Annotated in this window: 22 protein-coding genes; 9 read left to right on the top strand and 13 right to left on the bottom strand. The window is 72.8% G+C overall.

Going from position 1 to position 26,790, the window contains the following annotated elements; all coding sequences use genetic code 11:
- The first annotated feature begins 203 nt into the window (after window positions 1-203).
- The gene (locus WMI84_RS03850; RefSeq protein WP_347350689.1) at window positions 204-1,124 is read left to right on the top strand and encodes a COX15/CtaA family protein; all 921 of its coding nucleotides are present in this window, start codon (window positions 204-206) and stop codon (window positions 1,122-1,124) included.
- Between the two features lie 78 nt (window positions 1,125-1,202).
- Here the strand turns inward: WMI84_RS03850 and WMI84_RS03855 are convergent, their stop codons facing one another.
- A complete protein-coding gene (locus WMI84_RS03855; RefSeq protein ID WP_347350719.1) occupies window positions 1,203-2,096 on the bottom strand; it encodes a heme o synthase in 894 nt (297 codons plus the stop codon).
- A gap of 439 nt (window positions 2,097-2,535) precedes the next feature.
- Here WMI84_RS03855 and tkt point away from each other — a divergent pair, with 439 nt between their 5' ends.
- From tkt to WMI84_RS03880, 5 genes are read left to right on the top strand one after another with little or no spacing between them, the layout of a single operon-like run.
- A complete protein-coding gene (tkt, locus tag WMI84_RS03860; RefSeq protein WP_347350720.1) occupies window positions 2,536-4,776 on the top strand; it encodes a transketolase in 2,241 nt (746 codons plus the stop codon).
- 5 nt (window positions 4,777-4,781) lie between these two features.
- Window positions 4,782-5,894, top strand: coding sequence for a transaldolase (gene tal / locus WMI84_RS03865; protein ID WP_347350690.1), 1,113 nt, complete (start codon window positions 4,782-4,784; stop codon window positions 5,892-5,894).
- Window positions 5,891-7,525 carry a glucose-6-phosphate isomerase gene (locus WMI84_RS03870; RefSeq protein WP_347350691.1) on the top strand — a complete coding sequence of 545 codons (1,635 nt, stop codon included), beginning with the start codon at window positions 5,891-5,893 and terminating at the stop codon, window positions 7,523-7,525. Before tal ends, WMI84_RS03870 begins: the two co-directional genes overlap by 4 nt.
- Window positions 7,522-9,063: a glucose-6-phosphate dehydrogenase gene (zwf, locus tag WMI84_RS03875; protein ID WP_347350692.1), complete on the top strand. Its 1,542-nt coding sequence runs from the start codon at window positions 7,522-7,524 to the stop codon at window positions 9,061-9,063. The genes WMI84_RS03870 and zwf overlap by 4 nt, the downstream gene beginning before the upstream one ends.
- On the top strand, window positions 9,060-10,130 hold the full coding sequence (locus WMI84_RS03880) for a glucose-6-phosphate dehydrogenase assembly protein OpcA (RefSeq protein WP_347350693.1): 1,071 nt from the start codon (window positions 9,060-9,062) through the stop codon (window positions 10,128-10,130). The genes zwf and WMI84_RS03880 overlap by 4 nt, the downstream gene beginning before the upstream one ends.
- A gap of 57 nt (window positions 10,131-10,187) precedes the next feature.
- On the opposite strand, the gene WMI84_RS03885 is transcribed toward WMI84_RS03880, so the two are convergent.
- The 11 genes from WMI84_RS03885 to uvrA all read right to left on the bottom strand — a co-directional run bounded on the left by WMI84_RS03885 (window position 10,188) and on the right by uvrA (window position 22,649).
- Window positions 10,188-10,538 (bottom strand): RNA polymerase-binding protein RbpA, encoded by a 351-nt coding sequence (locus tag WMI84_RS03885; RefSeq protein ID WP_347350694.1) that lies wholly within the window; start codon window positions 10,536-10,538, stop codon window positions 10,188-10,190.
- Window positions 10,539-10,553: 15 nt separating this feature from the next.
- Entirely contained in the window at window positions 10,554-10,799 is a 246-nt protein-coding gene (secG, locus tag WMI84_RS03890) for a preprotein translocase subunit SecG (RefSeq protein ID WP_347350721.1), read from the bottom strand.
- 71 nt (window positions 10,800-10,870) lie between these two features.
- Window positions 10,871-11,680, bottom strand: coding sequence for a triose-phosphate isomerase (tpiA, locus tag WMI84_RS03895; RefSeq protein WP_347350722.1), 810 nt, complete (start codon window positions 11,678-11,680; stop codon window positions 10,871-10,873).
- Window positions 11,680-12,888, bottom strand: a complete 1,209-nt coding sequence (locus WMI84_RS03900) for a phosphoglycerate kinase (RefSeq protein ID WP_347350695.1) — start codon at window positions 12,886-12,888, stop codon at window positions 11,680-11,682. The genes tpiA and WMI84_RS03900 overlap by 1 nt, the downstream gene beginning before the upstream one ends.
- Window positions 12,889-12,928: 40 nt before the next feature.
- Window positions 12,929-13,933, bottom strand: coding sequence for a type I glyceraldehyde-3-phosphate dehydrogenase (gap, locus tag WMI84_RS03905; protein WP_347350696.1), 1,005 nt, complete (start codon window positions 13,931-13,933; stop codon window positions 12,929-12,931).
- Between the two features lie 129 nt (window positions 13,934-14,062).
- Window positions 14,063-15,043, bottom strand: a complete 981-nt coding sequence (gene whiA, locus WMI84_RS03910; RefSeq protein WP_347350697.1) for a DNA-binding protein WhiA — start codon at window positions 15,041-15,043, stop codon at window positions 14,063-14,065.
- 141 nt (window positions 15,044-15,184) lie between these two features.
- Entirely contained in the window at window positions 15,185-16,213 is a 1,029-nt protein-coding gene (yvcK, locus tag WMI84_RS03915) for a uridine diphosphate-N-acetylglucosamine-binding protein YvcK (RefSeq protein ID WP_347350698.1), read from the bottom strand.
- Complete coding sequence (gene rapZ / locus WMI84_RS03920) at window positions 16,210-17,121, bottom strand: RNase adapter RapZ (RefSeq protein WP_347350699.1); 912 nt, start codon at window positions 17,119-17,121, stop codon at window positions 16,210-16,212. The genes yvcK and rapZ overlap by 4 nt, the downstream gene beginning before the upstream one ends.
- On the bottom strand, window positions 17,118-19,145 hold the full coding sequence (gene uvrC / locus WMI84_RS03925) for an excinuclease ABC subunit UvrC (RefSeq protein ID WP_347350700.1): 2,028 nt from the start codon (window positions 19,143-19,145) through the stop codon (window positions 17,118-17,120). The genes rapZ and uvrC overlap by 4 nt, the downstream gene beginning before the upstream one ends.
- Window positions 19,146-19,188: 43 nt before the next feature.
- Window positions 19,189-19,677: a Rieske (2Fe-2S) protein gene (locus tag WMI84_RS03930; RefSeq protein WP_347350701.1), complete on the bottom strand. Its 489-nt coding sequence runs from the start codon at window positions 19,675-19,677 to the stop codon at window positions 19,189-19,191.
- Window positions 19,674-22,649, bottom strand: a complete 2,976-nt coding sequence (uvrA, locus tag WMI84_RS03935; RefSeq protein ID WP_347350702.1) for an excinuclease ABC subunit UvrA — start codon at window positions 22,647-22,649, stop codon at window positions 19,674-19,676. Before uvrA ends, WMI84_RS03930 begins: the two co-directional genes overlap by 4 nt.
- A gap of 116 nt (window positions 22,650-22,765) precedes the next feature.
- On the opposite strand from uvrA, the gene WMI84_RS03940 reads away from it, so the two are divergent.
- Genes WMI84_RS03940 through WMI84_RS03950 form a run of 3 tightly spaced genes read left to right on the top strand, consistent with a single transcriptional unit; the run spans window position 22,766 to window position 25,946 of the window.
- Window positions 22,766-24,589: a glycoside hydrolase family 15 protein gene (locus tag WMI84_RS03940; protein ID WP_347350703.1), complete on the top strand. Its 1,824-nt coding sequence runs from the start codon at window positions 22,766-22,768 to the stop codon at window positions 24,587-24,589.
- Complete coding sequence (locus WMI84_RS03945) at window positions 24,576-25,280, top strand: maleylpyruvate isomerase family mycothiol-dependent enzyme (RefSeq protein ID WP_347350704.1); 705 nt, start codon at window positions 24,576-24,578, stop codon at window positions 25,278-25,280. Before WMI84_RS03940 ends, WMI84_RS03945 begins: the two co-directional genes overlap by 14 nt.
- A gap of 3 nt (window positions 25,281-25,283) precedes the next feature.
- Window positions 25,284-25,946, top strand: a complete 663-nt coding sequence (locus WMI84_RS03950; protein ID WP_347350705.1) for an MBL fold metallo-hydrolase — start codon at window positions 25,284-25,286, stop codon at window positions 25,944-25,946.
- 17 nt (window positions 25,947-25,963) lie between these two features.
- Here the strand turns inward: WMI84_RS03950 and WMI84_RS03955 are convergent, their stop codons facing one another.
- On the bottom strand, window positions 25,964-26,776 hold the full coding sequence (locus WMI84_RS03955) for a GntR family transcriptional regulator (RefSeq protein WP_347350706.1): 813 nt from the start codon (window positions 26,774-26,776) through the stop codon (window positions 25,964-25,966).
- Window positions 26,777-26,790 lie beyond the last annotated feature (14 nt).

The raw sequence follows: 26,790 nt of genomic DNA on the forward strand, positions 1-26,790 counted from the left end.
CCGCCCGGCCACCCACTGTCCCGCCACGGCCCGACTGCCCGAGGTACCGGGGGCGGACGGCCACCGGCTTCCCCGCCGCCCGGCCCGCGCGGGTGGCCGGTCCCGAGCCGGCCGGCCGCAATGGTGGCCGGTCGGGGCGGCGACCCGGCCACGACATGAGTGCCGGTTCCCCGGGGCCGGGGTGGGCGGCATACCCTCTAGGCGTGTCGACCACCGCCCGAATGAGCCTTCGTCTGCCCGCCGTCCGTGCCTCTTGGGTGCGCCCGATCCTGCTGGCCAACCTCGTCGGCGAGGTCCTCATCGTGATCACCGGCGGGATCGTGCGCCTGACGGGCTCCGGGCTCGGCTGCCCGACCTGGCCCGAGTGCGTGCCGGGCTCGTTCGTGCCGGTCCCGCACCAGGAGCAGGGGCTGCACAAGTTCATCGAGTTCGGCAACCGGACGCTTACCGGCATGGTCGGCATCCTGGCGATCCTCGCGATCTGGGTGGTGGTCACGCACTGGCCGAAGCGGCGCCGGATGCACCTCGTGGCGTATGGCGTCCTCGGCGGCGTCGCCGCGCAGGCCCTCGTCGGCGGGGTGACGGTGCGCACCGGCCTGAACCCCTTCACGGTGGCGTTCCACTTCCTGATGTCAATGCTGCTCGTCGCGCTCTCGACCGCCCTGGTGCGCGGTGCGCAGGACGAGGAGTCGGGGCCGGGCGCGCTGCTCGTCCACCCGCTGGCCCGCACGTTGGCGTGGGGCACCGCGACCCTCGGTGGGGTGGTTCTCGTGCTCGGCACGATCGTCACCGGCTCGGGGCCGCATTCAGGCGACGCGGTGACCCCGGCACGCACCGGCTTCGACCCGCGGATGGTGGCCTGGCTGCACGCCGACACGGTGATGCTCTTCTGCGGCCTGGTCGTCGCCTCTCTGGTCGCGGTGCGGCTCACCACCAAGGACTGGCGCGCCCGGCGAGCCTGGAACGTCGTGCTGCTGGTCACGGTCCTGCAGGGCGCGATCGGCTACGTCCAGTACTTCACCGCCCTGCCCGAGCTGCTCGTGCTGGCCCACATGGTCGGTGCGACCGCGCTCGTGATCGCCCTGACGTACGGGGTCCTGAACCTGCGACGCAACCCGGTCTGAGCCGCGCAACGATCTGGACCGCGGGACGTCCCGAGCCGCGCGACCCCCGCCGTTGCGCCGGGTCGGTGCCGGCCACGGTCAGTGCAGGCCGGGCAGGGCCAGGTACCAGATCGGGTCGAGCGCGACCCCGACGAACAGCACGGTCAGGTACGTGATCGAGTAGTGGAACAGGCGCATCGGGCGGAGCACCTTCTGGGGGGCACCGGCCCGGGCCCTGGCCCACAGGCGATGGGCCTCGACGAGGAACAGCGCCCCGGACCCCAGGGCCGCGACCGCGTAGATCCAGCCCATCGGCTGGACCACGACGAGCGCCAGCGAGGTGAGCACCATCGCCCAGGAGTAGAGCACGATCTGGCGCGCGACGACGACGAACCGCTCGACCACCGGCAGCATCGGCACGTGGACCGAGGCGTAGTCGCGCCGGAAGCGCATGGACAGCGGCCAGTAGTGCGGCGGCGTCCAGAAGAACACGACCATGAACAGGATGAACGCCGACCAGCTGACGGTGTCGGTGACGGCCGACCACCCGATCAGGACTGGCATGCACCCGGCGGCGCCGCCCCACACGATGTTCTGCTTCGTGCGTCGCTTGAGCAGCAGGGTGTAGCCGACGACGTAGCCGAGGATGGCCAGCACCGAGAGCGCCGCACTCAGCCAGTTGACGAAGAAGCCGAGCCAGAGCGTCGACACGACACCGAGGACGGCCCCGAAGGTCAGGGCCCCGGCCGGGCTGATGGTGCCGGTGACCAGTGGTCGCCTGCTCGTACGATGCATGACCGCATCGATGTCGCGGTCGATGTAGCAGTTGAGGGTGTTGGCCGAGCCGGCCGAGAGGGAGCCGCCGACCAGCGTCGCGAGGACCAGCCACAGGTCCGGGACCCCGCCGTCGGCCAGAAACATGACCGGGATCGTCGTGATGAGCAGCAGCTCGATGATGCGCGGCTTGGTCAGGGCGAGGTACTGCCCCGCCATGAAGCGCAGGCCGGTGCCGCCCGGGCCTCGCAGTACCGAGAGGTCCTCACGGGGGTCCACGGTTGTCACTGCAAGGTCCTCGATTGCTGCTCGACTGGTTGCTGCTCGGCTGGTGCTGCCCGACGCGGCCTGCGACTGGACTGGCTTGCCCCAACTACGCGGGTGCCGGGTCCGGGGCGCTCCGACGGCAGTCTAGCCCGTGGGCCGGACGAAGAAGGATTGGCCGGAGCGGCCCGGGGCGGGACCCCTGTCGCGGGCCGCCCGGACCGGTGCCGCATGTGTCGTGCGACACACCGAGGGTAGTCTCGGAGCCAGTACGCACCGCAAGACGCAGTACGCACCACAGCAACTCTTCCCGAAGGAGAACCGCCCCGTGACCAGTAGCGCGACGAACGCAAGTACCCAGCCCCCGCGGGAGCCGACGTCCGACACGACTGGCCTGCTGGCCCAGCGGGACCCGTCGCTGGCGCTCCCCGTGTGCGGCAAGGCCGGCTGGAACGAGCTCGACATCCGGGCCGTCGACACGGCACGCGTGCTCGCCGCCGACGCCGTGCAGCGGGTCGGCAACGGGCACCCGGGGACGGCGATGTCCCTGGCTCCGGTCGCGTACCTGCTCTACCAGAACGTCCTGCGCCACGACCCGGCGGACCCGGCGTGGCTGGGCCGCGACCGCTTCGTGCTGTCCTGCGGGCACTCCAGCCTGACCCAGTACATCCAGCTCTACCTGTCCGGCTACGGCCTGACGATCGAGGACCTGGAGGCGCTGCGCACCTGGGGCTCGCTGACCCCGGGGCACCCCGAGGTGCACCACACCCCCGGGGTGGAGATCACCACCGGGCCGCTCGGCTCGGGCCTGGCCTCCGCGGTCGGCATGGCGATGGCCCAGCGGCGGCAGCGCGGCATGTTCGACCCGGACGCGGAGCCCGGGAAGAGCCCGTTCGACCACCACGTCTACGTGATCGCCTCCGACGGCGACATGCAGGAGGGCGTCACCCACGAGGCGTGCTCGCTGGCCGGCCACCAGCAGCTCGGCAACCTCACGGTCGTCTACGACGCGAACCAGATCTCGATCGAGGACGACACGGACGTCGCCTTCTCCGAGGACGTCGGGGCCCGGTTCGCGGCCTACGGCTGGCACGTCGAGACCGTCGACTGGCGCGGCACCGGCGACGGCGCGGCCTACGTCGAGGACGTCGACGCCCTGCTGGGCGCGATCCACTCGGGCCGGGAGCACCCCGACCAGCCCACCCTCGTGGTGCTGCGCACGATCATCGCGTGGCCGGCTCCGACCAAGCAGGACACCGGCAAGTCGCACGGCTCGGCCCTCGGCGTCGACGAGGTCGCCGGGACCAAGACCGCCCTCGGCTTCGACCCCGCCCGGTCCTTCGCCGTGGAGCCGGCCGTCCTCGAGCGGGCCCGCGAGGTCGGGCAGCGCGGCAAGGAGCTGCACGACGAGTGGACCCAGGGCTACCGCGCCTGGCGCGAGGCCCACCCCGAGCGGGCCGAGCTGCTCGACCGCGTCCTGACCGGAGAGCCGCCGGCCGGGCTGGCGCAGGCACTGCCGGAGTTCCCCGCCGACGCGAAGGGGATGGCCACGCGGGCCGCCTCGGGCAAGGTGCTCACCGCCCTGGCCGACGTCATGCCCGAGCTCTGGGGCGGCTCGGCCGACTTGGCCGGGTCCACCAACACCACGATGACCGGCCAGCCCTCGTTCCTCCCGACCAACCGGCAGACCCGCGAGTGGAAGGGCGGCCCCTACGGGCGCACCCTGCACTTCGGTATCCGCGAGAACGGGATGGGGATGATCCTGAACGGGATGGCGCTCGAGGGGCTGAACCGGCCCTACGGCGGCACCTTCCTGATCTTCTCCGACTACATGCGCCCGGCGGTGCGGCTCGCCGCGCTGCAGGCCGTGCCGGTCGTGTTCGTGTGGACCCACGACTCCGTCGGTCTCGGCGAGGACGGCCCGACCCACCAGCCGATCGAGCAGCTGGCCGCGCTGCGCGCCATCCCCGGCCTCGACATCGTCCGACCGGCCGACGCGAACGAGACGGCCGTCGCCTGGGAGACCATCCTGCGCAACCCGACCCGGCCGGCCGGTCTGGCCCTGAGCCGACAGGCCGTGCCGACCTTCGACCGGTCGCGGATGGGCAAGGCGTCCGGGGTCGCCAAGGGCGCCTACGTGCTGGTCGAGGAGTCCCGGACCGGCAGTCCCGACGTCATCCTCGTGGCGACCGGCTCCGAGGTGCAGCTCGCCGTCGAGGCGGCCGAGCGCCTGGAGCAGGACGGCACGGCCACCCGGGTCGTCTCGATGCCGTGCCGGGAGTGGTTCGAGCAGCAGCCGAGCTCCTACCAGGAGGAGGTCCTGCCGTCCCAGGTGCGGGCCAGGGTGTCCGTGGAGGCGGGAGTCTCCTTCGGCTGGCACGACATCGTGGGAGACGCCGGGCGCACCATCAGCATCGAGCACTTCGGGGCCTCGGCGGACTACAAGACGATCTTCCGCGAGTTCGGCCTCACCGCCGATGCCGTGGTCGAGGCGGCGCGCGACTCGGTCGAGGCGGCGACCGCGCCGGTGCACGCACCGGGCATCACCGAGACCAACCCCGACCGCCGCACCGCGCACGGCGGCACCGATCCGGCCACCAGCGCGCACCAGCGACCCGCAGACAAGAGAAAGTGACGAGCATGAGCAACCCCAACCTGCAGGCCCTCACCGACGCCGGAGTCTCGATCTGGCTCGACGACCTCTCGCGCGACCGCCTTCAGACCGGCAACCTCAAGCAGCTCATCGAGGAGAGCCACGTCGTCGGCGTGACCAGCAACCCCTCGATCTTCCAGGCCGCCCTGTCGAAGGGCGACCGCTACCGCGAGGACCTCACCGCCCTGACCCGCGCGGGCAAGTCGGTGGAGGAGATCGTCTTCGACCTGACGACCTCTGACGTGCGCGATGCGTGTGACCTGTTCCTGCCGATCTTCGAGTCGACCGACGGCATCGACGGGCGGGTGTCGATCGAGGTCGACCCGCGGATCGCCCACGAGACCGAGCCGACGGTACAGGAGGCCAGGCACCTGCACGCCGCCGTGGACCGGCCCAACGTCTACATCAAGATCCCGGCCACCAAGGCCGGCCTGCCGGCGATCGCCGCGACGCTGGCCGAGGGGATCAGCGTGAACGTCACGCTGATCTTCTCGCTCGAGCGCTACCGCGGCGTGATGAACGCCTTCCTCGAGGGGCTCGAGCGGGCCCACCGCGCCGGCAAGGACCTGCACAGCATCACCTCCGTCGCCTCGTTCTTCGTCTCGCGGGTCGACACCGAGGTCGACAAGCGCCTCGACGCGATCGGCACCGACGAGGCCGCGGCGCTGCGCGGCAAGGCCGGCCTGGCCAACGCGCGCCTGGCCTACGAGGCCTTCGAGGAGGTCTTCGCCACGCCGCGGTGGAAGTCGCTCGAGGCGGAGGGCGCCCGGGTCCAGCGGCCGCTGTGGGCCTCCACCGGTGTCAAGGACCCCGCCTTCCCCGACACGCTGTACGTCACCGAGCTCGTGGCACCGAACGTCGTCAACACGATGCCGCAGAAGACGCTCGAGGCCACCGCCGACCACGGCGAGATCCACGGTGACACCGTGACCGGCACCTACGACGAGTCCCGGGCGACGCTCGACGCGCTCGAGCACCTCGGCATCTCGTACACCTCCGTCGTCGACCTGCTCGAGGACGAGGGTGTCGCGAAGTTCGAGAAGGCCTGGGACGAGCTGGGCGAGGGCGTCAAGGCCGAGATGGCCAAGGCGGGCGCATGAGCAGCAGCCTGTCCGTCACCGCCTCCGGGGCGGCCGCCGACGCGGTCTCGAAGCACGTGCCCACGCTGGTGCGCGACCACGTCGCGAGCAAGCTCTTCGGACAGGACCCGACCCTCTGGGGTGCGGACGCCGAGTCCGAGGCCCGAAAGCGGCTGTCCTGGGTCGGCCTGCCCCGGTCCTCACGTCCCCTGGTGGGCGAGATCGCCGCCCTGCGGGACACCCTGACCGGACGGGGTCTCGACCACGTGGTCCTCTGCGGGATGGGCGGCTCGTCGCTCGCGCCGGAGGTCATCTGTGCCACGGCCGGGCGCGACCTGGTCGTGCTCGACTCGTCCCATCCCGACTACGTGCGCTCCGCGCTCGCTGACCGGCTCGAGCGCACCATCGTGGTGGTCTCGTCCAAGTCCGGCTCCACCGTCGAGACAGACTCGCAGCGCCGGGCCTACGAGCAGGCCTTCCAGGACGCCGGGATCGACCCGGCCGAGCGCATCGTCGTGGTGACCGACCCCGGCAGCCCCCTCGACCGCGAGGCGCGCGAGCGCGGCTACGCCGTGGTCAACGCCGATCCCGACGTGGGCGGGCGCTACTCCGCGCTCACCGCGTTCGGCCTGGTCCCGAGCGGGCTCGCCGGGGTGGACGTCGAGGCGCTCCTCGACGACGCCGAGTCCGTGGCCGACCTGCTCGCCGCCGACGACGAGGCCAACCCGGGCCTGCGGCTCGGTGCGGCGCTGGGGGGCACGCAGCCGCTGCGCGACAAGGTGGTCCTGCTCGACCAGGGCTCCGGGATCGTCGGGTTCCCGGACTGGGCCGAGCAGCTCATCGCCGAGTCGACCGGCAAGCTGGGGACCGGCCTGCTGCCGGTGGTCGTCGCAGGCGGCGACGACCGCGAGGTCGGCGACCCACCGGCCGACGTGACGATCGCCCGGCTCGTCGGCCCGGACGACGACACCCGCTCCCCGGGGCAGGCCGGGTCCGAGGTCCGGGTGGCCGGCACGCTCGGTGCTCAGATGCTGCTCTGGGAGGTCGCGACCGCGGTCGCCGGGCGGCTGCTGGGCATCAACCCGTTCGACCAGCCCGACGTCGAGAGCGCCAAGCAGGCGGCTCGCGACCTGCTCGACCAGGGAGCCGGGTCCGGCTCGGCGCCCGACGCGACCGACGGCGCCGTGGAGATCCGGGCGCTCGGCGGCGACTGGCTCGGCACCGCCGCCACCGTCGACGACGCCGTCTCGGCGCTGCTCGGCCGGCTCGACGCGGGCAGCGGGTACGTCGCGGTCATGGCCTACCTCGACCGTCTCGACGACGCCGCCCTGGCGCAGTGCCGGCAGTGGGTCGCCCAGCGGACCGGCCGCCCGACGACCTTCGGCTGGGGGCCCCGGTTCCTGCACTCGACCGGGCAGTTCCACAAGGGCGGCCCCGCGGTCGGCGTCTACCTGCAGATCACCGCCGACCCACGCGACGACCTTGCCGTGCCGGGCCGCAGCTTCACGTTCGGCCAGTTCATCGCGGCGCAGGCGGCCGGCGACGCGAACGTCCTGGCGGCGCACGGCCGACCGGTGCTGCGCCTGCACCTCACCGAGCACGACCGCGGACTCGCCCAGGTGCGCTCCGCGCTCGGCGGTGGGAGCGCATGAGCCCAGTCAACATAGCCCCGGGCGCCAACCCTCTCCGGGATGCCGAGGACAAGCGGCTCCCCCGCATCGCGGGACCCTGCGGGCTGGTCCTGTTCGGGGTGACCGGCGACTTGGCCCGCAAGAAGCTCATGCCGGCCGTCTACGACCTGGCCAACCGCGGTCTGCTCCCGCCGGGGTTCTCGCTCGTCGGCTTCGCCCGCCGGGACTGGGCGACCGAGCAGTTCGGCCAGGTCGTGCACGACGCGGTCCGCCAGTCGTCCCGCACACCGTTCTCGGAGGACGTGTGGCACAACCTGTCCGAGGGCTTCCGGTTCGTCCCGGGCACCTTCGACGACCCGGCCGCCTTCGACCTGCTCGCCGACACCATCGCCGGGCTCGACCGCGAGCGCGGCACGGGCGGCAACCACGCCTTCTACCTGTCCATCCCGCCGGGCTTCTTCGCCCAGGTCTGCGAGCAGCTCGAGCGGTGCGGGCTGACGAAGGCCGAGGGCCACAGCTGGCGACGCGTCATCATCGAGAAGCCGTTCGGGCACGACCTGAGGAGCGCGCAGGAGCTCAACGCGGTCGTCGAGGGGGTGTTCCCGCCGGACTCGGTCTTCCGGATCGACCACTACCTGGGCAAGGAGACCGTGCAGAACCTGCTGGCCGTCCGGTTCGCCAACCAGCTCTTCGAGCCGGTGTGGAACGCCAACTACGTCGACCACGTGCAGATCACCATGGCCGAGGACATCGGGATCGGTGGCCGGGCGGGGTACTACGACGGCATCGGGGCGGCCCGCGACGTCCTGCAGAACCACCTGTTCCAGCTCCTCGCGCTGACCGCGATGGAGGAGCCGGTCTCGTTCGAGGCCCGTGACCTGCGCGCCGAGAAGGAGAAGGTCCTCTCCGCGGTCCGGATCGCCGGCGAGCTGGACAAGGTGGCCGCCCGCGGGCAGTACACCGGAGGCTGGCAGGGTGCCGACGAGGTCGTCGCCTACCTGGCCGAGACCGGTGTCCCGGACGGCTCCCGCACGGAGACGTTCGCCGCGGTCAAGCTCGAGGTCGACACCCGCCGGTGGGCCGGGGTCCCGTTCTACCTGCGCACCGGCAAGCGGCTCGGCAAACGGGTCACCGAGATCGCGGTGGTCTTCAAGCGCGCGCCGCACCTGCCCTTCGAGCACACCGCCACGGAGGAACTGGGCCAGAACGCGATCGTGATCCGGATCCAGCCCGACGAGGGCATCACGCTGCGGTTCGGCTCGAAGGTCCCCGGCGGCCAGATGGACATCCGCGACGTGACGATGGACTTCGGCTACGGCCGGTCCTTCACCGAGGCCTCCCCCGAGGCCTACGAACGGCTCATCCTCGACGTCCTGCTCGGCGACCCACCGCTGTTCCCCCGCCACGAGGAGGTCGAGCTGTCCTGGAAGATCATCGACCCCCTCCTGCGGCACTGGGAGAAGTCCGGGGCACCCGAGCAGTACCAGCCGGGCCACTGGGGTCCGGAGTCGGCCCACGCCATCCTCGAGCACGATGGGCGCAGCTGGAGGCTGCCATGATCCGGGACCTGAGCGACACGACCACCACCGAGGTCAGCAAGACCCTGATCAGCCTGCGCAACAACGTCGGCGCGATGGCCCTCGGACGGGTCCTCACGCTCATCATCGTCATCGACGACACTGACGCGAGCGAGGCGATCGAGACGGCCAACCACGCCAGCCGCCAGCACCCGTGCCGGATCATCGTCGTCATCGCCGGCGACCGCCGCGGGCGCAAGCGGCTCGACGCGCAGATCCGGCTCGGCGGTGACGCCGGGGCGAGCGAGGTCGTCGTGATGCGGCTCTACGGCCCGCTGGCCAACCACGGCCCGAGCGTCGTCGTGCCGCTCCTGCTGCCCGACTCGCCCATCGTCGCGTGGTGGCCCGGCGAAGGACCCACGGACGTGGCCAAGGACCCGATCGGCCAGATGGCCAAGAGACGGATCACCGATGCCGCACAGCACCGCAACCCGCGCAACGTGCTTCGCAAACGGGCCCAGACCTACACCCCCGGCGACACCGACGTCTCGTGGACCCGGCTGACCCGGTGGCGCGGCCTGCTTGCGGCCACCCTCGACCAGCCGCCGTTCGAGCCGGTCACCGGCGGGGTCGTTGCCGGCGCCCCCGACTCGCCGTCGACCGACCTGCTCGCCGCCTGGCTGACCATCCGGCTGCGCGTGCCGATCCGCCGGGTCTCGACCGCTCGCGGCTCGGGCATCAGCGCGGTCCGGCTCGAGCGCAGCAGCGGCCCGATCGACCTCGTCCGCCCCGGGGACAAGGTGGCCACCCTCTCCCAGCCGGGTCAGCCGGACCGCCGCATCGCCCTCCCGCGCCGGGGCGAGGCCGAGTGCCTGGCCGACGAGCTGCGCCGGCTCGACCAGGACGACACCTACGCCGAGGCGCTGCTCGACGGGCTGGGTCAGCTCACCCCGGTGCGGATGACCGCGGACGAGGCCGCCCGGGCCGGTACCGGCCCGGACATCGCCGCGGCCAGGCGTCTGGCTGCGCGGCTGCTGCGCGCCGACGAGGCCGAGGGCGGGTCCGAGATGGTCACCGCACCGCCGACCCCGGACGCGTTCGACGGCTGAGCCGGGGCCGACCCGGCGGCATGGCTGACGCTCGGCGCCCGGGCCCCGGCCCCCGGGTCACTGGATGAGGCCTCGGTCGCGCAGCGCGGTCAGGGCCTCGCGCAGGATGGCGGCGCCGTCGGCGTCGCTGCGGCGCTCCTTCACGTAGGCCAGGTGCGTCTTGTACGGCTCGACCCGCGGCGGGGCCGGCGGGTTCTCGCGGTCCTGTCCGGCGGGGAAGCCGCAGCGCGGGCAGTCCCACTGCTCCGGCAGCACCATCCCGGGCTCCTGCGCGAAGCTGGGCCGGGTCTCGTGCCCGTTGGAGCACCAGTAGGAGATGTGGACCCGTGGCGCGGACTCGCCGCGCTCGGCCTCGCCCATCGGCCCGGCCCCCACGCGGCTGCCCCGGATCGCGTTGCCACTCGCCATGCTCCTCGCCCTCTCTCAGGTCGCGAACCGGGTCAGCAGGCCCAGCCCGATGATCGCCGCGGCCCAGACGACCGCGATGGCGATCGTGAACCGGTCGAGGTTGCGCTCCGCGACCGACGACCCGCCCAGGGACGTCGACATGCCGCCGCCGAACATGTCGGACAGGCCGCCACCCTTGCCCTTGTGCAGCAGGATGAACAGCGTCAGGACCGCGCTGGAGACCACCAGCAGGACCTGGAGCACGATGCGCACCGCATCCACCAGTGTCACTCCATCTCGATCGATCACCGGCTCGGGTAACCGAGCACCCAGACAGGATACCTGCCCGCAGGTCAGGCCGCGGTCACGTGGTCGCGGTAGCGGCAGATCGACGCGAACTCGACCGGGTCGAGGGAGGCGCCACCGACCAGAGCGCCGTCGACGTCGTCCTGCGCCATGATCGCGGCGATGTTGGCGGCCTTGACGCTGCCGCCGTAGAGGATCCGCACCCCGTCGGCGAGCTCGGACCCGTAGAGCTGTGCGAGCAGCTGTCGGATGGCGCCACACACCTCCTGCGCGTGCTCGGGCGTGGCGACGTGGCCGGTGCCGATCGCCCAGATCGGCTCGTAGGCGATGACGATCGAGGCGGCCTGCTCGGCCGGGAGCCCCTCGAGCGCGGCCCGCAGCTGTCCGGTGACGTGGGCGACCTGGCCGTCTGCCTGGCGAACGGTCAGGTCCTCGCCGCAGCACAGGATCGGGACGAGCCCGTGGGCGTATGCCGCTCGCACCTTGGCCGCGACGACCTCGTCGCTCTCGTGGTGGCCCTCGCGCCGCTCACTGTGCCCGACGACCACGTAGGTGCAGCCGAGCTTGCTCAGGAAGGCGCCCGAGACGTCGCCGGTGTAGGCGCCGGACGCGTGCGGCGACAGGTCCTGACCGCCGTAGCGCACCTCGAGCCGGTCGCCCTCGACGAGCGTCTGGACCGAGCGCAGATCGGTGAAGGGCGGCAGCACGACGACCTCGACGGCGGCATGGTCGTGTCGCGCGTCGCGCAGGGTCCAGTCGAGCTTCTGCACCAGGTGGGTGGCCTGGAGGTGGTCGAGGTTCATCTTCCAGTTGCCCGCCATCAGCGGGATGCGCCCGGTGGGCTGCGGGTCTGCCATCATGCGTCACCTTCCTCGAGGACGTGCAGGCCGGGCAGGTCCTTGCCTTCGAGGTACTCGAGGCTGGCTCCGCCACCGGTGGAGATGTGCCCGAAGTCGGCATCGGCGAAGCCGAGCCGGCGCACCGCTGCGGCGCTGTCGCCACCGCCGACGACGGTGAGGGCGCCGGTGGCCGTGATCTCGACGAGCGACTGCGCGATCGCCTTCGTGCCGGCCGCGAAGGGGGCCATCTCGAAGGCGCCCATCGGGCCGTTCCAGAAGACGGTGCGGCAGTCGGCCAGCCGCTCCGCGAAGAGCCGGGCCGACTCGGGCCCGATGTCCAGACCCATCTCGTCGGGCGGGATCCGGTCGGCCGGCACGACCCGGTGCGGGGCCGCGGCGCTGAAGGCGCCGGCGACGACGATGTCGACCGGCAGCACGATCTCGACGCCCTTGGCCCGCGCCTCGTCGAGGTAGCCGCGCACGGTCTCGACCTGGTCGGCCTCGAGCAGGCTGGTGCCGACCTCCAGACCCTGCGCCTTCAGGAAGGTGAAGACCATGCCGCCCCCGACCAGGAGGCGGTCGGCGGTGCCGAGCAGGCTGCCGATGACGCCGAGCTTGTCCGAGACCTTGGCCCCACCGAGCACGACGGCATACGGCCGGTCCGGGTCGCGCGTCAGGCGGCGCAGCACGTCTACCTCGGCGGCGACGAGGCCGCCCGTCGCGTGGGGCAACAGCTTCGCGACGTCGTAGACGGACGCCTGGGCGCGGTGCACCACGCCGAAGCCGTCGGAGACGAACGCGTCGGCTAGAGCGGCGAGCTGCGCGGCGAACTCGGCGCGCTCGCCCTCCCCCTTGGCCGTCTCGCCGGGGTTGAACCTGAGGTTCTCGAGAAGTACGACCCCGCCGTCCGGCACGGCCTCGACGGCGGCGCGGGCGCTCGGCCCGACCGTGTCGGCGGCGAAGGCCACGGGCCGGCCCAGGACGTCACCGAGCCGCTCGGCCACAGGGGCGAGCGAGTAGGCGGGGTCGGGCGCTCCCTTGGGCCGGCCGAGGTGGGCGCACACGATGACGCGGGCGCCCTGCTCGGCCAGCCGGAGGATCGTCGGCGCCGAGGCGCGGATCCGGCCGTCGTCGGTGATCGTGCTGCCGTCCAGGGGGACGTTGAGGTCGGAGCGGACGAGGACCCGCTTGCCGCGCAGGTCCCCGAGGTCGGCGATCGTCTTCACGTCGTTCCTCCGGTCGTCGGTGGGGTCGGCGCCAGCCGGGTCAGAGGCCCTGGCCGACCAGCCGGATGAGGTCGACGAGCCGGTTGGAGTAGCCCCACTCGTTGTCGTACCAGCCGACGACCTTGACCTGGTTGCCGCTGACCTTCGTCAGGCCCGAGTCGAAGATGCACGAGGCGGCGTCGGTGACGATGTCGCTCGAGACGATCGGGTCCTCGGTGTAGACGAGGTAGCCCTTCAGGGGTCCCTCGGCGGCGGCGCGCACGATCTGGTTGACCTCCTCGACCGAGGTCTCGCGTGGTGCCTCGAAGGTCAGGTCGGTCGCCGAGCCGGTCGGGACCGGCACCCGCAGCGCGTAGCCGTCGAGCCGGCCCTTGAGCTCCGGGAGCACGAGCGCGACGGCCCTGGCCGCGCCGGTCGTGGTCGGCACGATGTTGATCGCGGCGGCCCGGGCGCGGCGCAGGTCGCGGTGCGGCCCGTCCTGCAGGTTCTGGTCCTGGGTGTACGCGTGGATCGTCGTCATCAGGCCCTTGACGATGCCCAGGCCGTCGTTCAGCGCCTTGGCCATCGGGGCCAGGCAGTTCGTCGTGCAGGACGCGTTGCTGATGATCGTGTGCCTGGCGCTGTCGTACTGGTCGTCGTTGACGCCCATGACGATGGTGATGTCCTCGTTCTTCGCCGGGGCGGAGATGACGACCTTGCGGGCGCCGGCGTCCAGGTGCGCCCTCGCCTTCGTGGCGTCGGTGAACAGCCCGGTCGACTCGAGGACGACGTCGGCGCCGAGCTCACCCCAGGGCAGCTTGGCCGGGTCGCGCTCGGCGAAGGAGCGGATGACCTTGCCGTCCACCTCGATGCCGCCCTCGACCACCCTGACCTCGCCCGGGAAGCGGCCGAGGATGGAGTCGTACTTGAGCAGGTGGGCCTGGGTGCCGTCGTCGCCGAGGTCGTTGAACGCGACGACCTCGATGTCGGCGCCGGCAGCCTTCAGGGCCCGGTAGAAGTTGCGACCGATGCGGCCGAAGCCGTTTATGCCAACGCGAACTGTCACTGCTGTCAACCTCCGAGACGGACTGTGCGGTTGTGTCGAGGGGATGTCTGTCCTCCTCCCTGCACCCTAGTGCCTGCCGGCAGGATGGCCCGCCTGTCGACCGAGCACCGGGACCGCCCGTCGGACTGGTCAGAGGTCGAGCAGGTCGGGGCCGAGGCCGGCCTCGGTGCCGGGCACCCCGAGCTCCTCGGCCCGCCGGTCCCCCATGGCCAGCAGCCGCCGGATCCGGCCGGCCACGGCGTCCTTGGTCATCGGCGGGTCGGCCAGCTGGCCCAGCTCCTCCAGGCTGGCCTGCTTGTGCTCGATCCGCAGCAGGCCGGCCTCCCTGAGGTGGTCCGGGACGTCGTCGCCGAGGATCTCCATGGCCCGCTCGACCCGGGCACCCGCGGCGACCGCGGCCCGCGCCGAGCGACGCAGGTTCGCGTCGTCGAAGTTGGCCAGCCGGTTGGCCGTGGCCCGCACCTCCCGGCGGATCCGACGCTCCTCCCACGCGAGCACCGCGTCGTGCGCGCCGAGCCGGGTCAGCATGGCGCCGATGGCGTCACCGTCACGGATGACCACCCGGTCGACGCCACGCACCTCGCGGGCCTTGGCGGGCACGCCCAGCCGGCGCCCCGCCCCGACCAGCGCCAGGGCGGCCTCGGGCCCGGGGCAGGTCACCTCCAGCGCGGCGGAGCGCCCCGGCTCGGTGAGCGAGCCGTGCGCGAGGAAGGCACCTCGCCATGCGGCCTCGGAGTCGCAGGCGGCCGCGCTGACGACCTTGGGCGGCAGCCCGCGCACCGGGTGCCCGCGCGGGTCGACCAGGCCGGCCTGGCGAGCGAGCGCGCCACCGTCCTCGACCACCCGCACCACGTAGCGGGAGCCGCGCCGCAGCCCGCCGGCGGCCAGGACCAGCACGTCGCTGTGGTGTCCGTAGACCTCCGAGATGCTCCGACGCAGGCGCCGGGCGGCGTTCGCGGTGTCCAGCTCGGCCTCGATGACGATCTGCCCCCCGACCAGGTGCAGGCCGCCGGCGAACCGGAGCATCGCGGACACCTCGGCCTTGCGACAGCAGGTCTTGGTCACGTCCAACCGCGAGAGCTCGTCCTTCACCTTCGCTGTCATGGCCATGCGGGTCATCCTGCCACTCGGCCCCGTCCTCGGCTCGTCCAAGACCCACGTCCGCGGCCCGAGGGCCGGTCGAGCCGAATCGGTTGCGGTGTCGGAGTGTTCGGCGGGTCCGGGCGATCGGCGGCGGTGGCCGGGCGGGGGTCAGCAGATGACGTCACGCAGGGCGGCGGCCAGGCGCAGCGGGTCGTGGACGGTCGGGTTGCCCCGTGCCGCGACCGGTGTCACGACCAGCTCGGCGCCCAGGTCCTCGGCGGCCGACCGTAGCGACGAGGCGTCCCCGACCACGGACGGGTCGGCGAGCACGACGTCCAGGCGCAGCTCCGGCGCGTTGGCCGCCAGCGAGGCCAGGTGGTCCTCGGCCAGGAAGTCCGGTGTCTCGTCGCTGCCGACCTCGAGGTTGAGGGTCAGCACCTTGTGGGCGTGGGTCTCGTTGAGCGCATCGGCGAGGTCCGGCACCAGCAGGTGCGGCATGACCGAGGTGAACCACGACCCGGGACCGAGCACGACCCAGTCGGCCCGGGCCACCGCGTCGAGCGCCTGCGGACACGGTCTGGGGCAGGTCGGGACGATCCCGATGGACAGCACCCGGCCCGGTGACGACGCGACCCGGTGCTGGCCCCGGATCTCGACGACCCGGTCCGGGTGGGCCGGGTCGTGGCCGACGATCTCGGCGATGATCTCGAGCGGCTCGGCCGCCATCGGCAGCACCCGACCCCGCGCCCCGAGCAGCCGGCCCACCAGGTCGAGCCCGTCGACGGTGTCGCCGAGCAGCTCCCACAGGGAGACGATCATCAGGTTGCCGAGCGCATGCCCCCGCAGGTCGCCGTCGCCGGCGAACCGGTGCTGCAGGACGTCACGCCAGGTGTGCCCCCACTCCGAGTCGTCGCACAGCGCCGCCAGCGCCATCCTCAGGTCACCCGGCGGCAGGACGTGGAAGTCGCGGCGCAGCCGACCGCTCGAACCGCCGTCGTCGGCGACCGTGACGATGGCGGTGATGTGGTCGGTGAGCAGGCGCAGGGCCGAGAGGGTGGCCGAGAGGCCGTGCCCCCCGCCGAGCGCGGCGACGCGCGGCTGGACCGGTGCCGGCGCGCGGACCCGTCCGGCCGGACCGACGGGGGCCCCGCCGGGCCGGGCCGGTCGCGGCCGCCCGGGGCCCGGTTGCTGGGTCATTCCCGGCCCAGGTCCCGGTGCACCACGAAGGTGTCGACGAGGGCGCGGTCGAGCCGGTCTGCGAGCGCCTCGGCCATCGCGACCGAGCGGTGCTTGCCGCCGGTGCACCCCACGGCCACGGTGACGTAGCGGCGACCTTCCCGGACGTAGCCGGCCACCATGGTCCCGAGCAGGGCGTCGGCCCGGTCGAGGAACTCGGGCGCGCCCTGCTGGGCCATGACGTAGCCCGAGACCCGCTCGTCCCGGCCGGTGAGGGGTCGCAGCTCCGGGATCCAGTGCGGGTTGGGCAGGAACCGCATGTCCAGGACGATGTCGGCGTCGAGGGGCAGGCCGTACTTGAAGCCGAACGACATCACGGCGATGCGCAGCTGGGCGGTGCGGTCCCCGGAGAAGAGCGAGTTGACCTTCGCGGAGAGCTGGTGCACGTTGAGGCCGGAGCTGTCGATGACCACGTCCGCGCCCGAGCGAAGGTCGACGAGCATCGTGCGCTCCTGCTGGATGCCGTCGAGCAGCCGGCCGTCGCCCTGCAGCGGGTGGGGCCGCCGGACGCTCTCGAACCGGCGCACCAGCGTCTCGTCGGTGGCGTCGAGGAACACGACGCTCGGGTGCTCGCCGTGCGCCTTCATCCCGTCGATCGCGGCGGCCAGGTGGGTGAACCAGAGGCGGGAGCGCACGTCGACGACGACGGCGACCCGGCGCAGCGCAGCCTCCGGGTTGCGGGCGATCGCCTGGTCCCGGAGGGCCGCCAGACCGGAGAGCATCTGGGGCGGCAGGTTGTCCACGACGATCCAGCCGAGGTCCTCGAGGACGTTGGCCGTGGTCGTGCGCCCGGCGCCGCTCATCCCCGTCACGATGACGATTGGCGAGTCGGGCAGGGAGACCGGCGTCGGACTGCTCGGTGCGGTCATTCGAGAACTTCTCCCGTCGTGAGGTTGACTGCGGGCTGCGGGCCGGTTCCGGCCAGGTGGGCGGCAACGGCCTGGGCCAGCGCCGGGCCGATACCGGGCACGGTCGCCAGCTCGGCCGGGCTCGCCGCGCGAAGGTGCCTGACCGAACCGAAGTGGCGCAGCAGCGCCCTCTGCCGGGCAGGCCCCAGACCCGGGATGCCGTCGAGCGCCGAGCTGGTCATCGCCTTCGAGCGGCGCTGCCGGTGGAAGGTGATCGCGAAGCGGTGGGCCTCGTCGCGCAGCCGCTGGAGCAGGTAGAGGCCTTCGCTCGTGCGCGGCAGGACGACCGGGTAGTCGTGCCGCGGTAGCCAGACCTCCTCGAGGCGCTTGGCCAGCCCGGCGAGGGCCACCTCCTCGATCCCGAGCTCGTCGAGCACGGCCTGCGCCGCGCCCACCTGGGGCCGGCCGCCGTCGACGACGACGAGGCTCGGCGGGTAGGCGAACCGCCGCGGCCGGCCGGTCTCGGGGTCGATCGGGCCGCTTCGCCGCCGCTCGCCGTCGTGCTGCTCGCCGTAGCCCCGTTCGCCGTCGCCCATCGCGGCGGCCTGCAGGTCGAGGTCGCCGGACCCCTCGGCCTCCTCGAGGTAGCGGCGAAAGCGTCGCCCGAGCACCTCCCGCATCGCGGCGGTGTCGTCGATGACGCCGGCATCCGCACCCGCCTCACCGACGGCGCCGCGGACGATGAAGCGGCGGTACTCGCTCTTGCGGGGCAGCCCGTCCTCGAAGACCACCATGCTGGCCACGACGTTGGTCCCCTGGACGTGGCTGACGTCGTAGCACTCGATCCGCAGCGGCGACTCGTCGAGGGCGAGGGCCTCCTGCAGGTCCTGCAGGGCCTGGCTGCGCAGCGTCAGGTCGCCTGCCCGGGCGACCTTGTGCCGCGCGAGCGACTGCTGGGCGTTGCGGGTGACCGTCTGCATCAGGGTCTTCTTGTCGCCGCGCTGGGGCACCCGCAGGTCGACCCGCGCGCCACGCAGCCCGGCCAGCCACTCCCGGCTCGCCTCCACGTCGACCGGCAGGACGGGCAGCAGCACCTCCTTGGGGACGGCGTCGGCCTCGCCGTACACCTGCTGGAGCAGGTGGCCCACCAGCGTGGGCAGGTCCTCGCTCTCCTTCTCGACCACCCAGCCGCGCTGGCCGCGGATGCGCCCGCCGCGGACGTGGAAGACCTGCACGGCCGCCTCGAGGGGGTCGTCGGCCAGGCCGAAGACGTCCGCGTCGGTCGCGTCGCCGAGCACGACGGTCTGCTTCTCGAGGGCCTTGGTCAGGGCCGCGACGTCGTCGCGCAGCCGGGCCGCCTGTTCGAAGTCGAGCTGCTCGGCCGCCTCGCGCATCCGGGACTCGAGCCGCCGCACGAAGCGGCTGGTGTTGCCGGCCATGAACTCGCAGAAGTCCTCGGCGATGGCCCGGTGCTCCTCCGGGGTGACCCGCCCGACGCAGGGTGCCGAGCACTTGTCGATGTAGCCGAGCAGGCACGGGCGCCCGCTGGTGTGGGCCCGGCGGAAGACGCCGCTCGAACAGGTGCGAACCGGGAAGACCCGCAGCAGCAGGTCCAGCGTCTCGCGGATCGCCCACGCGTGGCCGTAGGGCCCGAAGTACCGGGTCCCCTTGCGCTTGGCCCCACGCATCACCTGGGCCCTGGGGAACTCCTCCCCCATCGTGACCGCGAGGTACGGGTAGGACTTGTCGTCCCGGTACTTGACGTTGAACCGCGGGTCGAACTCCTTGATCCAGGAGTACTCGAGGGCCAGCGCCTCGACCTCGGTGCGCACGACCGTCCACTCGACCGAGGCGGCCGTCGTGACCATGGTCGCGGTGCGCGGATGGAGCGCCGCGATGTCCTGGAAGTACGAGGAGAGCCGCGGCCGCAGCGACTTGGCCTTGCCGACGTAGATGACCCGGCCGTGCTGGTCCCGGAAGCGGTAGACGCCCGGCTCGAGCGGGATCTCGCCCGGTCTGGGACGGTAGGTCGACGGGTCCGGCACACCCCTACTCTAGGTTCTGGACCGCGGCGAGCGCCCGGGCGCGTCACGGTACGGAGATGCTCGACCCGGTGACGGTCACGGACAGGGTGGTCAGCCCGCGCGGGGCGGGGCCGGCGATCCGCGCCCCGGTGGTCGCGTCGAACGTGCTGCCGTGGCAGGGGCAGCGGATGACGTTGTCTGCGATCTCGTTGACCTCGCACCCCTGGTGCGGGCAGACCGCGTCGAACGCCTTGAACGTCCCCCGAGCGGGCTGCGTGATCACCACCCCCGTCCCGGCGATGACCTTCCCGCCGTCGACCGGGATGTCGGCGGTCGGTATGCCGCTCACCGGGCTCGGCGTCGCACCCTCGCCAGGGCCGCCCGAGCCGGAGCAGGCCGCCAGCGCGGTGGCGGCCGCCACCGCCCCCGCCCCCAGGACCACCCGCCGGGTCGTCCCCGTCGCGGCCTCGCCGTCCCGGCCGTCGCCGGCCCAGCCGCCGTCGTCCCGGCCGTCGCCGGGCCGGCCGCCGTCGTCCAGCCTGTCGCGGCTCACGCGCTCGCCTTCCGCTTGGTGGTCCGGGCCAGGGCCCGGGCCGCCGCCGACGGGCGCGAGCCCGACCGGGTCGCCCGCTCGGGGGCCCGGGCGGTGCGGGCCAGGACGGGGGCGAGGAAGCGGCCGGTGTGGCTGGCGGCCACCTCGGCCACGGCCTCGGGCGTGCCGGTCGCCACGACCGTGCCGCCTCGTGAGCCGCCCTCGGGCCCGAGGTCGATGATCCAGTCGGCGTTCTTGATGACGTCCAGGTTGTGCTCGATGACGATGACGGTGTTGCCCTTGTCGACCAGGCCCTGCAGCACGGCTAGGAGCCTGCGGATGTCCTCGAAGTGCAGGCCGGTCGTCGGCTCGTCGAGCACGTAGACGGTCCGGCCGGAGGAGCGCTTCTGCAGCTCGCTGGCGAGCTTGACGCGCTGTGCCTCCCCGCCGGAGAGCGTGGGCGCCGGCTGGCCCAGCCGGACGTAGCCGAGGCCCACGTCGTTGAGCGTCGTCAGGTGGCGCGCGATGGCCGGCACCGCCCCGAAGAACTCGGCGGCCTGCTCGATCGGCATGTCGAGGACGTCGGCGATGGTCCGGCCCTTGAAGTGGACCTCGAGCGTCTCGCGGTTGTAGCGGGCGCCGTGGCACTCCTCGCACGGCACGTAGACGTCGGGCAGGAAGTTCATCTCGATCTTGATGGTGCCGTCGCCCGAGCAGGCCTCGCAGCGGCCGCCCTTGACGTTGAAGGAGAACCGGCCCGGCTGGTAGCCGCGGATCTTGGCCTCGGTGGTCTCGGCGAACAGGCGCCGGATGTGGTCGAAGACGCCGGTGTAGGTGGCCGGGTTGGACCGGGGGGTGCGTCCGATCGGGCTCTGGTCGACGTGCACGACCTTGTCGAGCTGCTCGAGGCCGGTCACCGCCCGGTGCCGGCCGGGGACGTGCCGCGCGCCGTTCAGCCGGTTGGCCAGCACGTTGTAGAGGATGTCGTTGACCAGCGTCGACTTGCCCGAGCCGGACACGCCGGTCACCGCGACGAGGTTGCCCAGCGGGAAGCTCACGTCGATGTCCTGCAGGTTGTTCTCGCGGGCTCCGCGCACCTTCAGCTCGCGCCCGTCGTGCCCCCGCCGGACCTGCGGCGTGGGGATCTCGCGTCGCCCGGAGAGGTACTGCCCGGTCAGCGAGTCGGGGTGCGCGATCAGGCCGGCGACGGCACCGCTGTACACGACCTGGCCGCCGTGCTCGCCGGCGCCCGGGCCGATGTCGACCACCCAGTCGGCGGCCTCGATGGTGTCCTCGTCGTGCTCGACGACGATCAGGGTGTTGCCCAGGTCGCGCAGCCGGGTCAGCGTCTCGATCAGCCGGTGGTTGTCGCGCTGGTGCAACCCGATGGACGGCTCGTCGAGCACATAGAGGACCCCGACGAGCCCGGAGCCGATCTGGGTGGCGAGCCGGATCCGTTGGGCCTCGCCGCCGGACAGCGTGCCGGCCGGCCGGCTGAGCGAGAGGTAGTCGAGCCCGACGTCGAGCAGGAACCCGAGGCGAGCCTGGATCTCCTTTATGACGCGCTCGGCGATCTGCCGCTCGCGCGGGCTGAGCTCGACGTGGTCGAGGAAGCGCTTGGTCTCGTCGATCGAGAGGGCGCACACCTCGGCGATGTTGCGCCCGCCGACGAGGACGGCCAGCGACTCCGGCCGGAGCCGGGCGCCCCGGCACGCGGGGCACGGCACCTCGCGCATGTACCCCTCGTAGCGGTCCCGGCTCCAGTCCGACTCGGTCTCGCCGTGACGCCGCTTGATGAACGGGACGACGCCCTCGAAGCCGGTCGTGTAGGACCGCTCCCGACCGTAGCGGTTGCGGTAGCGGACGTGCACCTTGTAGTTCTGCCCGTTCAGCAGGGCCTCCCTGGCCCGGGTCGGCAGCGAGCGCCACGGGGTGTCCATGGAGAACTTCAGGTCGTCGGCCAGGGCGGCCATGACGCGCTGGAAGTACTCGGCGGAGCCCGAGCCCTGGCCCCACGGGGCGATCGCGCCGGCCGCGAGGGAGAGGTCCGGGTCGGGGACCACGAGCTCGGGGTCGACCTCCAGCTCGGTCCCGATGCCCGTGCACGTCGGGCAGGCGCCGAACGGGGAGTTGAACGAGAAGGACCGGGGCTGCACCTCGTCCACGGCCAGCGGGTGGTTGTTGGGGCAGGCCATCCGCTCCGAGAAGCGCCGCTCCCGCGGTGCGTCCGGCTGCTCGTCGGCGCGGTCGACGAAGTCGATGAGCACGACGCCGCCCGACAGCCCGAGGGCCGTCTCGACCGAGTCGGTGAGCCGCCGCTTGGCACCGGCGTCGTCGCCCTTGGCCACGAGGCGGTCGACCACCACCTCGATGGTGTGCTTGCGCTGCTTCTCCAGACGCGGTGGCTCGGTCAGGGTGACGACCTCGCCGTCGACCCGGGCGCGGGCGTAGCCCTTGGTCTGCAGCTCGGCGAACAGGTCGACGAACTCGCCCTTGCGGCCCTGCACCACGGGGGCCAGGACCTGGAACCTGGTGCGCTGCGGCAGGGCGAGCAGCTGGTCGACGATCTGCTGCGGCGACTGCTTGGTGACCCGCTCGCCGCACACCGGGCAGTGCGGCCGGCCCGCCCGGGCGAACAGCAGCCGGAGGTAGTCGTAGACCTCGGTGATGGTGCCGACCGTCGAGCGCGGGTTGCGGTTGGTCGACTTCTGGTCGATCGACACCGCGGGCGAGAGCCCCTCGATGAAGTCGACGTCGGGCTTGTCCATCTGGCCGAGGAACTGGCGCGCATAGGCCGAGAGGGACTCGACGTAGCGTCGCTGGCCCTCGGCGAAGATCGTGTCGAAGGCGAGGGAGGACTTGCCGGAGCCGGACAGGCCGGTGAAGACGATGAGGCTGTCGCGCGGCAGGTCGACGGAGATGTCCTTCAGGTTGTGCTCCCGGGCACCCCTGACGACGAGGGCATGCGGGTTGGCGGATGCCTTGACGGTCACGCGCTCCATGGTAGGTGCCCCTGCGGACACTCCCTCCCCGGACGTTCCCGTACGAGACGGTCCGGGCGCGGGAGCACGCCTTCGCGGCCACAGGCGTGCGCGGCATACTCCACGTCATGGCCGTGACGAACGCAACCCCGATCGCGGACTACGCCGTGCTGGGCGACCGGCACACCGTCGCGCTGGTCAGCCGGGGCGGCTCGGTCGACTGGCTCTGCCTGCCGCACTTCGACTCGCACGCCTGCTTCGCGGCGCTGCTCGGCACGCCCGACAACGGCCGCTGGCTGCTCGGGCCGGCCGACGCGCACGCCCGCAGCACCCGGCGCTACCTGGCCGACAGCTTCGTGCTCGAGACGGTGCACGAGACCGGTTCGGGCCGGGTCCGGGTCACCGACCTGATGCCGCTGGCCGACGGACGCGCGGACCTGCTCCGGGTCGTCGAGGGGCTCGAGGGAAGCGTCCGGATGCGGCACGAGTGGGTGGTCCGGTTCGGCTACGGCGCCACCCGCCCGTGGATCAGCCGGCACGTCGAGGACCTGGAGGGCGGCGAGAGCCGGCTCGTCACGGCGGTCGCGGGGCCGGACATGCTGGTGCTGCGCGGCACCCGGCTGCCGACCGCCTCGGGCGGACGGCACGTCGACGAGTTCGACGTGGCGGCGGGTGACCGGCTGACCTTCTCGACCACGTGGGTCCGCAGCCACGAGAAGGTTCCCCCGCCCGAGCCGGTGCGGCCCCGGCTGGTGGCCACCCTCGCGGAGAGTCGCCGGTGGGCCGCCCGCAGCAGGTACGACGGGCCCTACCCCGAGGCTGTCGCGCGGTCGCTGCTCGTGCTGCGCCTGCTCACCGACGGCGTGACCGGAGGCATCGTCGCCGCGCCCACGACGTCGCTGCCCGAGGACTTCGGCGGCGCCCGCAACTGGGACTACCGCTTCTGCTGGCTGCGCGACGCCGCGCTGACGCTGGAGGCGCTCGTCGGCTGCGGCTACCTGCACGAGGCCGAGCACTGGCGCAGGTGGCTGCTGCGCGCCATCGCCGGCGACCCGCAGGACATGCAGATCATGTACCGGGTCGACGGCGGCCGCGAGCTGCTCGAGCGCGAGCTGCCCCACCTGCCCGGCTACGCCGGCTCCCGTCCGGTCCGCACCGGCAACGGCGCGGCGGGACAGCGCCAGACGGACGTCCTCGGCGAGGTGATGATCGCCGTCCAGGACGCCCGCCGCCGGGGCATGCCGGAGGACGAGCAGGCCTGGGCACTGCAGCGGGCCCTCGTGGACAACCTCGCCGAGCACTGGGACGAGCCGGACAACGGCCTCTGGGAGATCCGGGGGCCGCTGCGCCGGTTCACCCACTCGCGGGTCATGGTCTGGGCCGCCCTCGACCGGGCCGTCCGGGCGGTCGAGGACCACGACCTCGACGGCCCGGTCGAGCGGTGGCGGGAGCTGCGCGACCGGGTCCGCGACGAGGTGCTCACCCGGGGCTGGAACGAGGAACGGCAGAGCTTCGTGCAGCACTACGACACGACCGAGGTCGACGCCTCGCTCCTGGTCATCTCGAGCGTCGGCTTCATCGCCGGCGACGACCCGAGGATGCTCGGCACCATCCACGCGGTCGAGCAGGACCTGATGCCGCACGGGCTGGTGCTGCGCTACCGCAGCGAGTCGGGCGTGGACGGCCTGCCGGGTACGGAGCACCCGTTCCTGGCCTGCTCGTTCTGGCTCGTGCAGGCCTACGCGAAGGCCGGCCTGGTCGACCGGGCCACGGCCCTGATGGACCGGCTGGTCGGGCTGTGCAACGACGTCGGCCTGCTCTCCGAGGAGTACGACCCGACCGGTGGGCGCATGGTCGGCAACTTCCCGCAGGCCTTCTCGCACCTGACCCTCGTCGGCGCCGCGCTCGCGCTGTCGGAAGCACTCGGAAGGCAGTCCCATGGACCGAAGTGACGTCACGAGCCGGCTCGTCGACGAGCAGACCGACCGGCTGCTGACCACCGTGGGCGCGCTCACCGACGCCGACGTGCGCGGCCCCTCGCTCTGCGACGGATGGTCCCGGGGGCACGTGCTCGCCCACCTGGCCCGCAACGCCGAGGGCATCGCCCGGGCAGCCCGGGCCGCGACCGCCGGCTCGGGCGAGCCGATGTACGCCGGCGATGCGCAACGCGAGGCCGACATCGAGGCCGGCGCGGGGCGCCCGGCCCACGAGCTCGCCGAGGACGTACGGCGCACCGCCGCCGAGCTCGCACCGGTCCTCGCCCGGGTGCACCCTCTCGAGCTGCGGGACGTGACCTTCGAGCGGACGCCCGGCGGCGAGCACGTCTTCGCCGCGCGGCTGCCCTTCATGCGGCTGCGCGAGGTGGCGGTCCACCACGTCGACCTCGACGCCGGCTTCGGCTTCGCGGACATCGACGGCGCGGTCGGCGAGCTGCTTCTCCGGGACGCGGCACGACGGCTCGAGCTGACCGACGGTAGCCCGGGACTGCGGCTGGAGACCGCGGAGGGCGACCGGGTCATCGTCGGTGACGGCCGCCTGACCGTCCGGGCCCGGCGGGCCGGGATGCTCCGGTGGCTGCTGCGCCGCGACCCGCGCGAGGTGACCGGCGACGGCCCGCTACCCATGCTGCCGAGGGGGTTCTGAGCGATGGGATACACCGGGAAGGTCCGGCCGGGCGGACCGGCCGACGTGCGCGAGCTGCCCCGCCTGACGATCCGCAAGCTCTCCGTCTCGGAGATGCACAACAACGTGTACCTGCTCTCCTGCCGGGCCACCGGGGAACAGCTGCTCGTCGACGCCGCCGACGAGCCGGACCGGATCATGCAGCTGGTCGCCGCCGGGGGCGGGTCGCTCGGCACCGTGGTGACGACCCACCAGCACTGGGACCACGTCCGGGCCCTGCCGGACGTCGTCGCCCGGACCGGCGCGCGGACCGTGGCCGGGCGCGAGGACGCCGCGGCGCTGCCGGTGCCGGTCGACGTCGAGGTCGACCACGGCGACAGGGTGTCCTTCGGCGCGGTCGACCTCGACGTGATCCACCTGCGCGGTCACACGCCGGGCTCCATCGCCCTGGCCTACCGGGACCCCGACGGGTCGACGCACCTGTTCACCGGGGACTCGCTCTTCCCGGGCGGCGTCGGGGCCACGCACTACCCGGGGCAGAGCTTCGAGGCACTCATCGCCGACGTCTCCGCCCGGGTCTTCGACGTCTACGACGACGACACCTGGTTCTACCCCGGTCACGGCGACGACTCGACGATCGGCGCCGAACGCCCGCACCTGCCGGAGTGGCGCGACCGCGGGTGGTGAGCCGGTCGCGCCACCGGTCAGCCGCGCGGGGACGGCCCGGCGGCACCGGCCGTGGCCTCGGCGGCCGTGCGGGTGGCGGCGGGGCGGCCGGAGCGGCCGGCCCAGGTGGACCGGATGTGGCCGATGTGCCGGGTCATCAGGCGGCGCATCTCGGCGCCGTCCCGGGCGAGTGCGGCGTCGACCATCTGCTCGTGCTCCTCGGACAGCTGCGCCAGCACGCCGGCCGCGACGAGGGCCTCGAGGCCGTAGAGCCGGGAGCGGTGGCGCAGGTCGCGGATGACGCTCACGACGTGGTCGTTGCCGTGCAGCGCCAGGAACCGGGTGTGGAACTCGTTGTCCGCCTCGGTGTAGGAGACCAGGTCGTTGCCCGCCGCAGCCTTGGTGATCCGGCGCGCCAGGGGCCGGAGCCGGCGCACCTCCGTCGCGACGGGCCCCACGCACCGCTCCGCGACCAGGCCCATGACGGGGATCTCGATGAAGCCACGCAGCTCGGCGATCGCGTCGAGCTCGTGGTCGTCCAGCTCGGTCACCCGGAAACCCTTGTTGCGCACCACCTCGACGAGGCCCTCGCCGACCAGGTCGAGCATCGCCTCGCGCACCGGCGTGGCCGAGACGCCGAACTCGGCGGCCAGCTTCGGTGCGGAGTAGACGTGCCCGGGGCGCATCCGGCCGGTGATGAGCAGGGCCCGGAGCGTCTCGGCGACCTGCTGGCGCAAGTTGGCCCGCTGGTCGAAGCTCGGCAGCCGCAGCGCCGGCCCCGCCGTCCCGGCCTGCCCCGGCCCGTCGTGCGCCGTCTCCCTCTGCGGTGTCGCCCCGCCCCGCGGTGTCATCGTCGCTCCCTGTC

The organism is Intrasporangium sp. (assembly GCF_039812505.1).
Taxonomy (GTDB): Bacteria; Actinomycetota; Actinomycetes; order Actinomycetales; family Dermatophilaceae; genus Intrasporangium_A.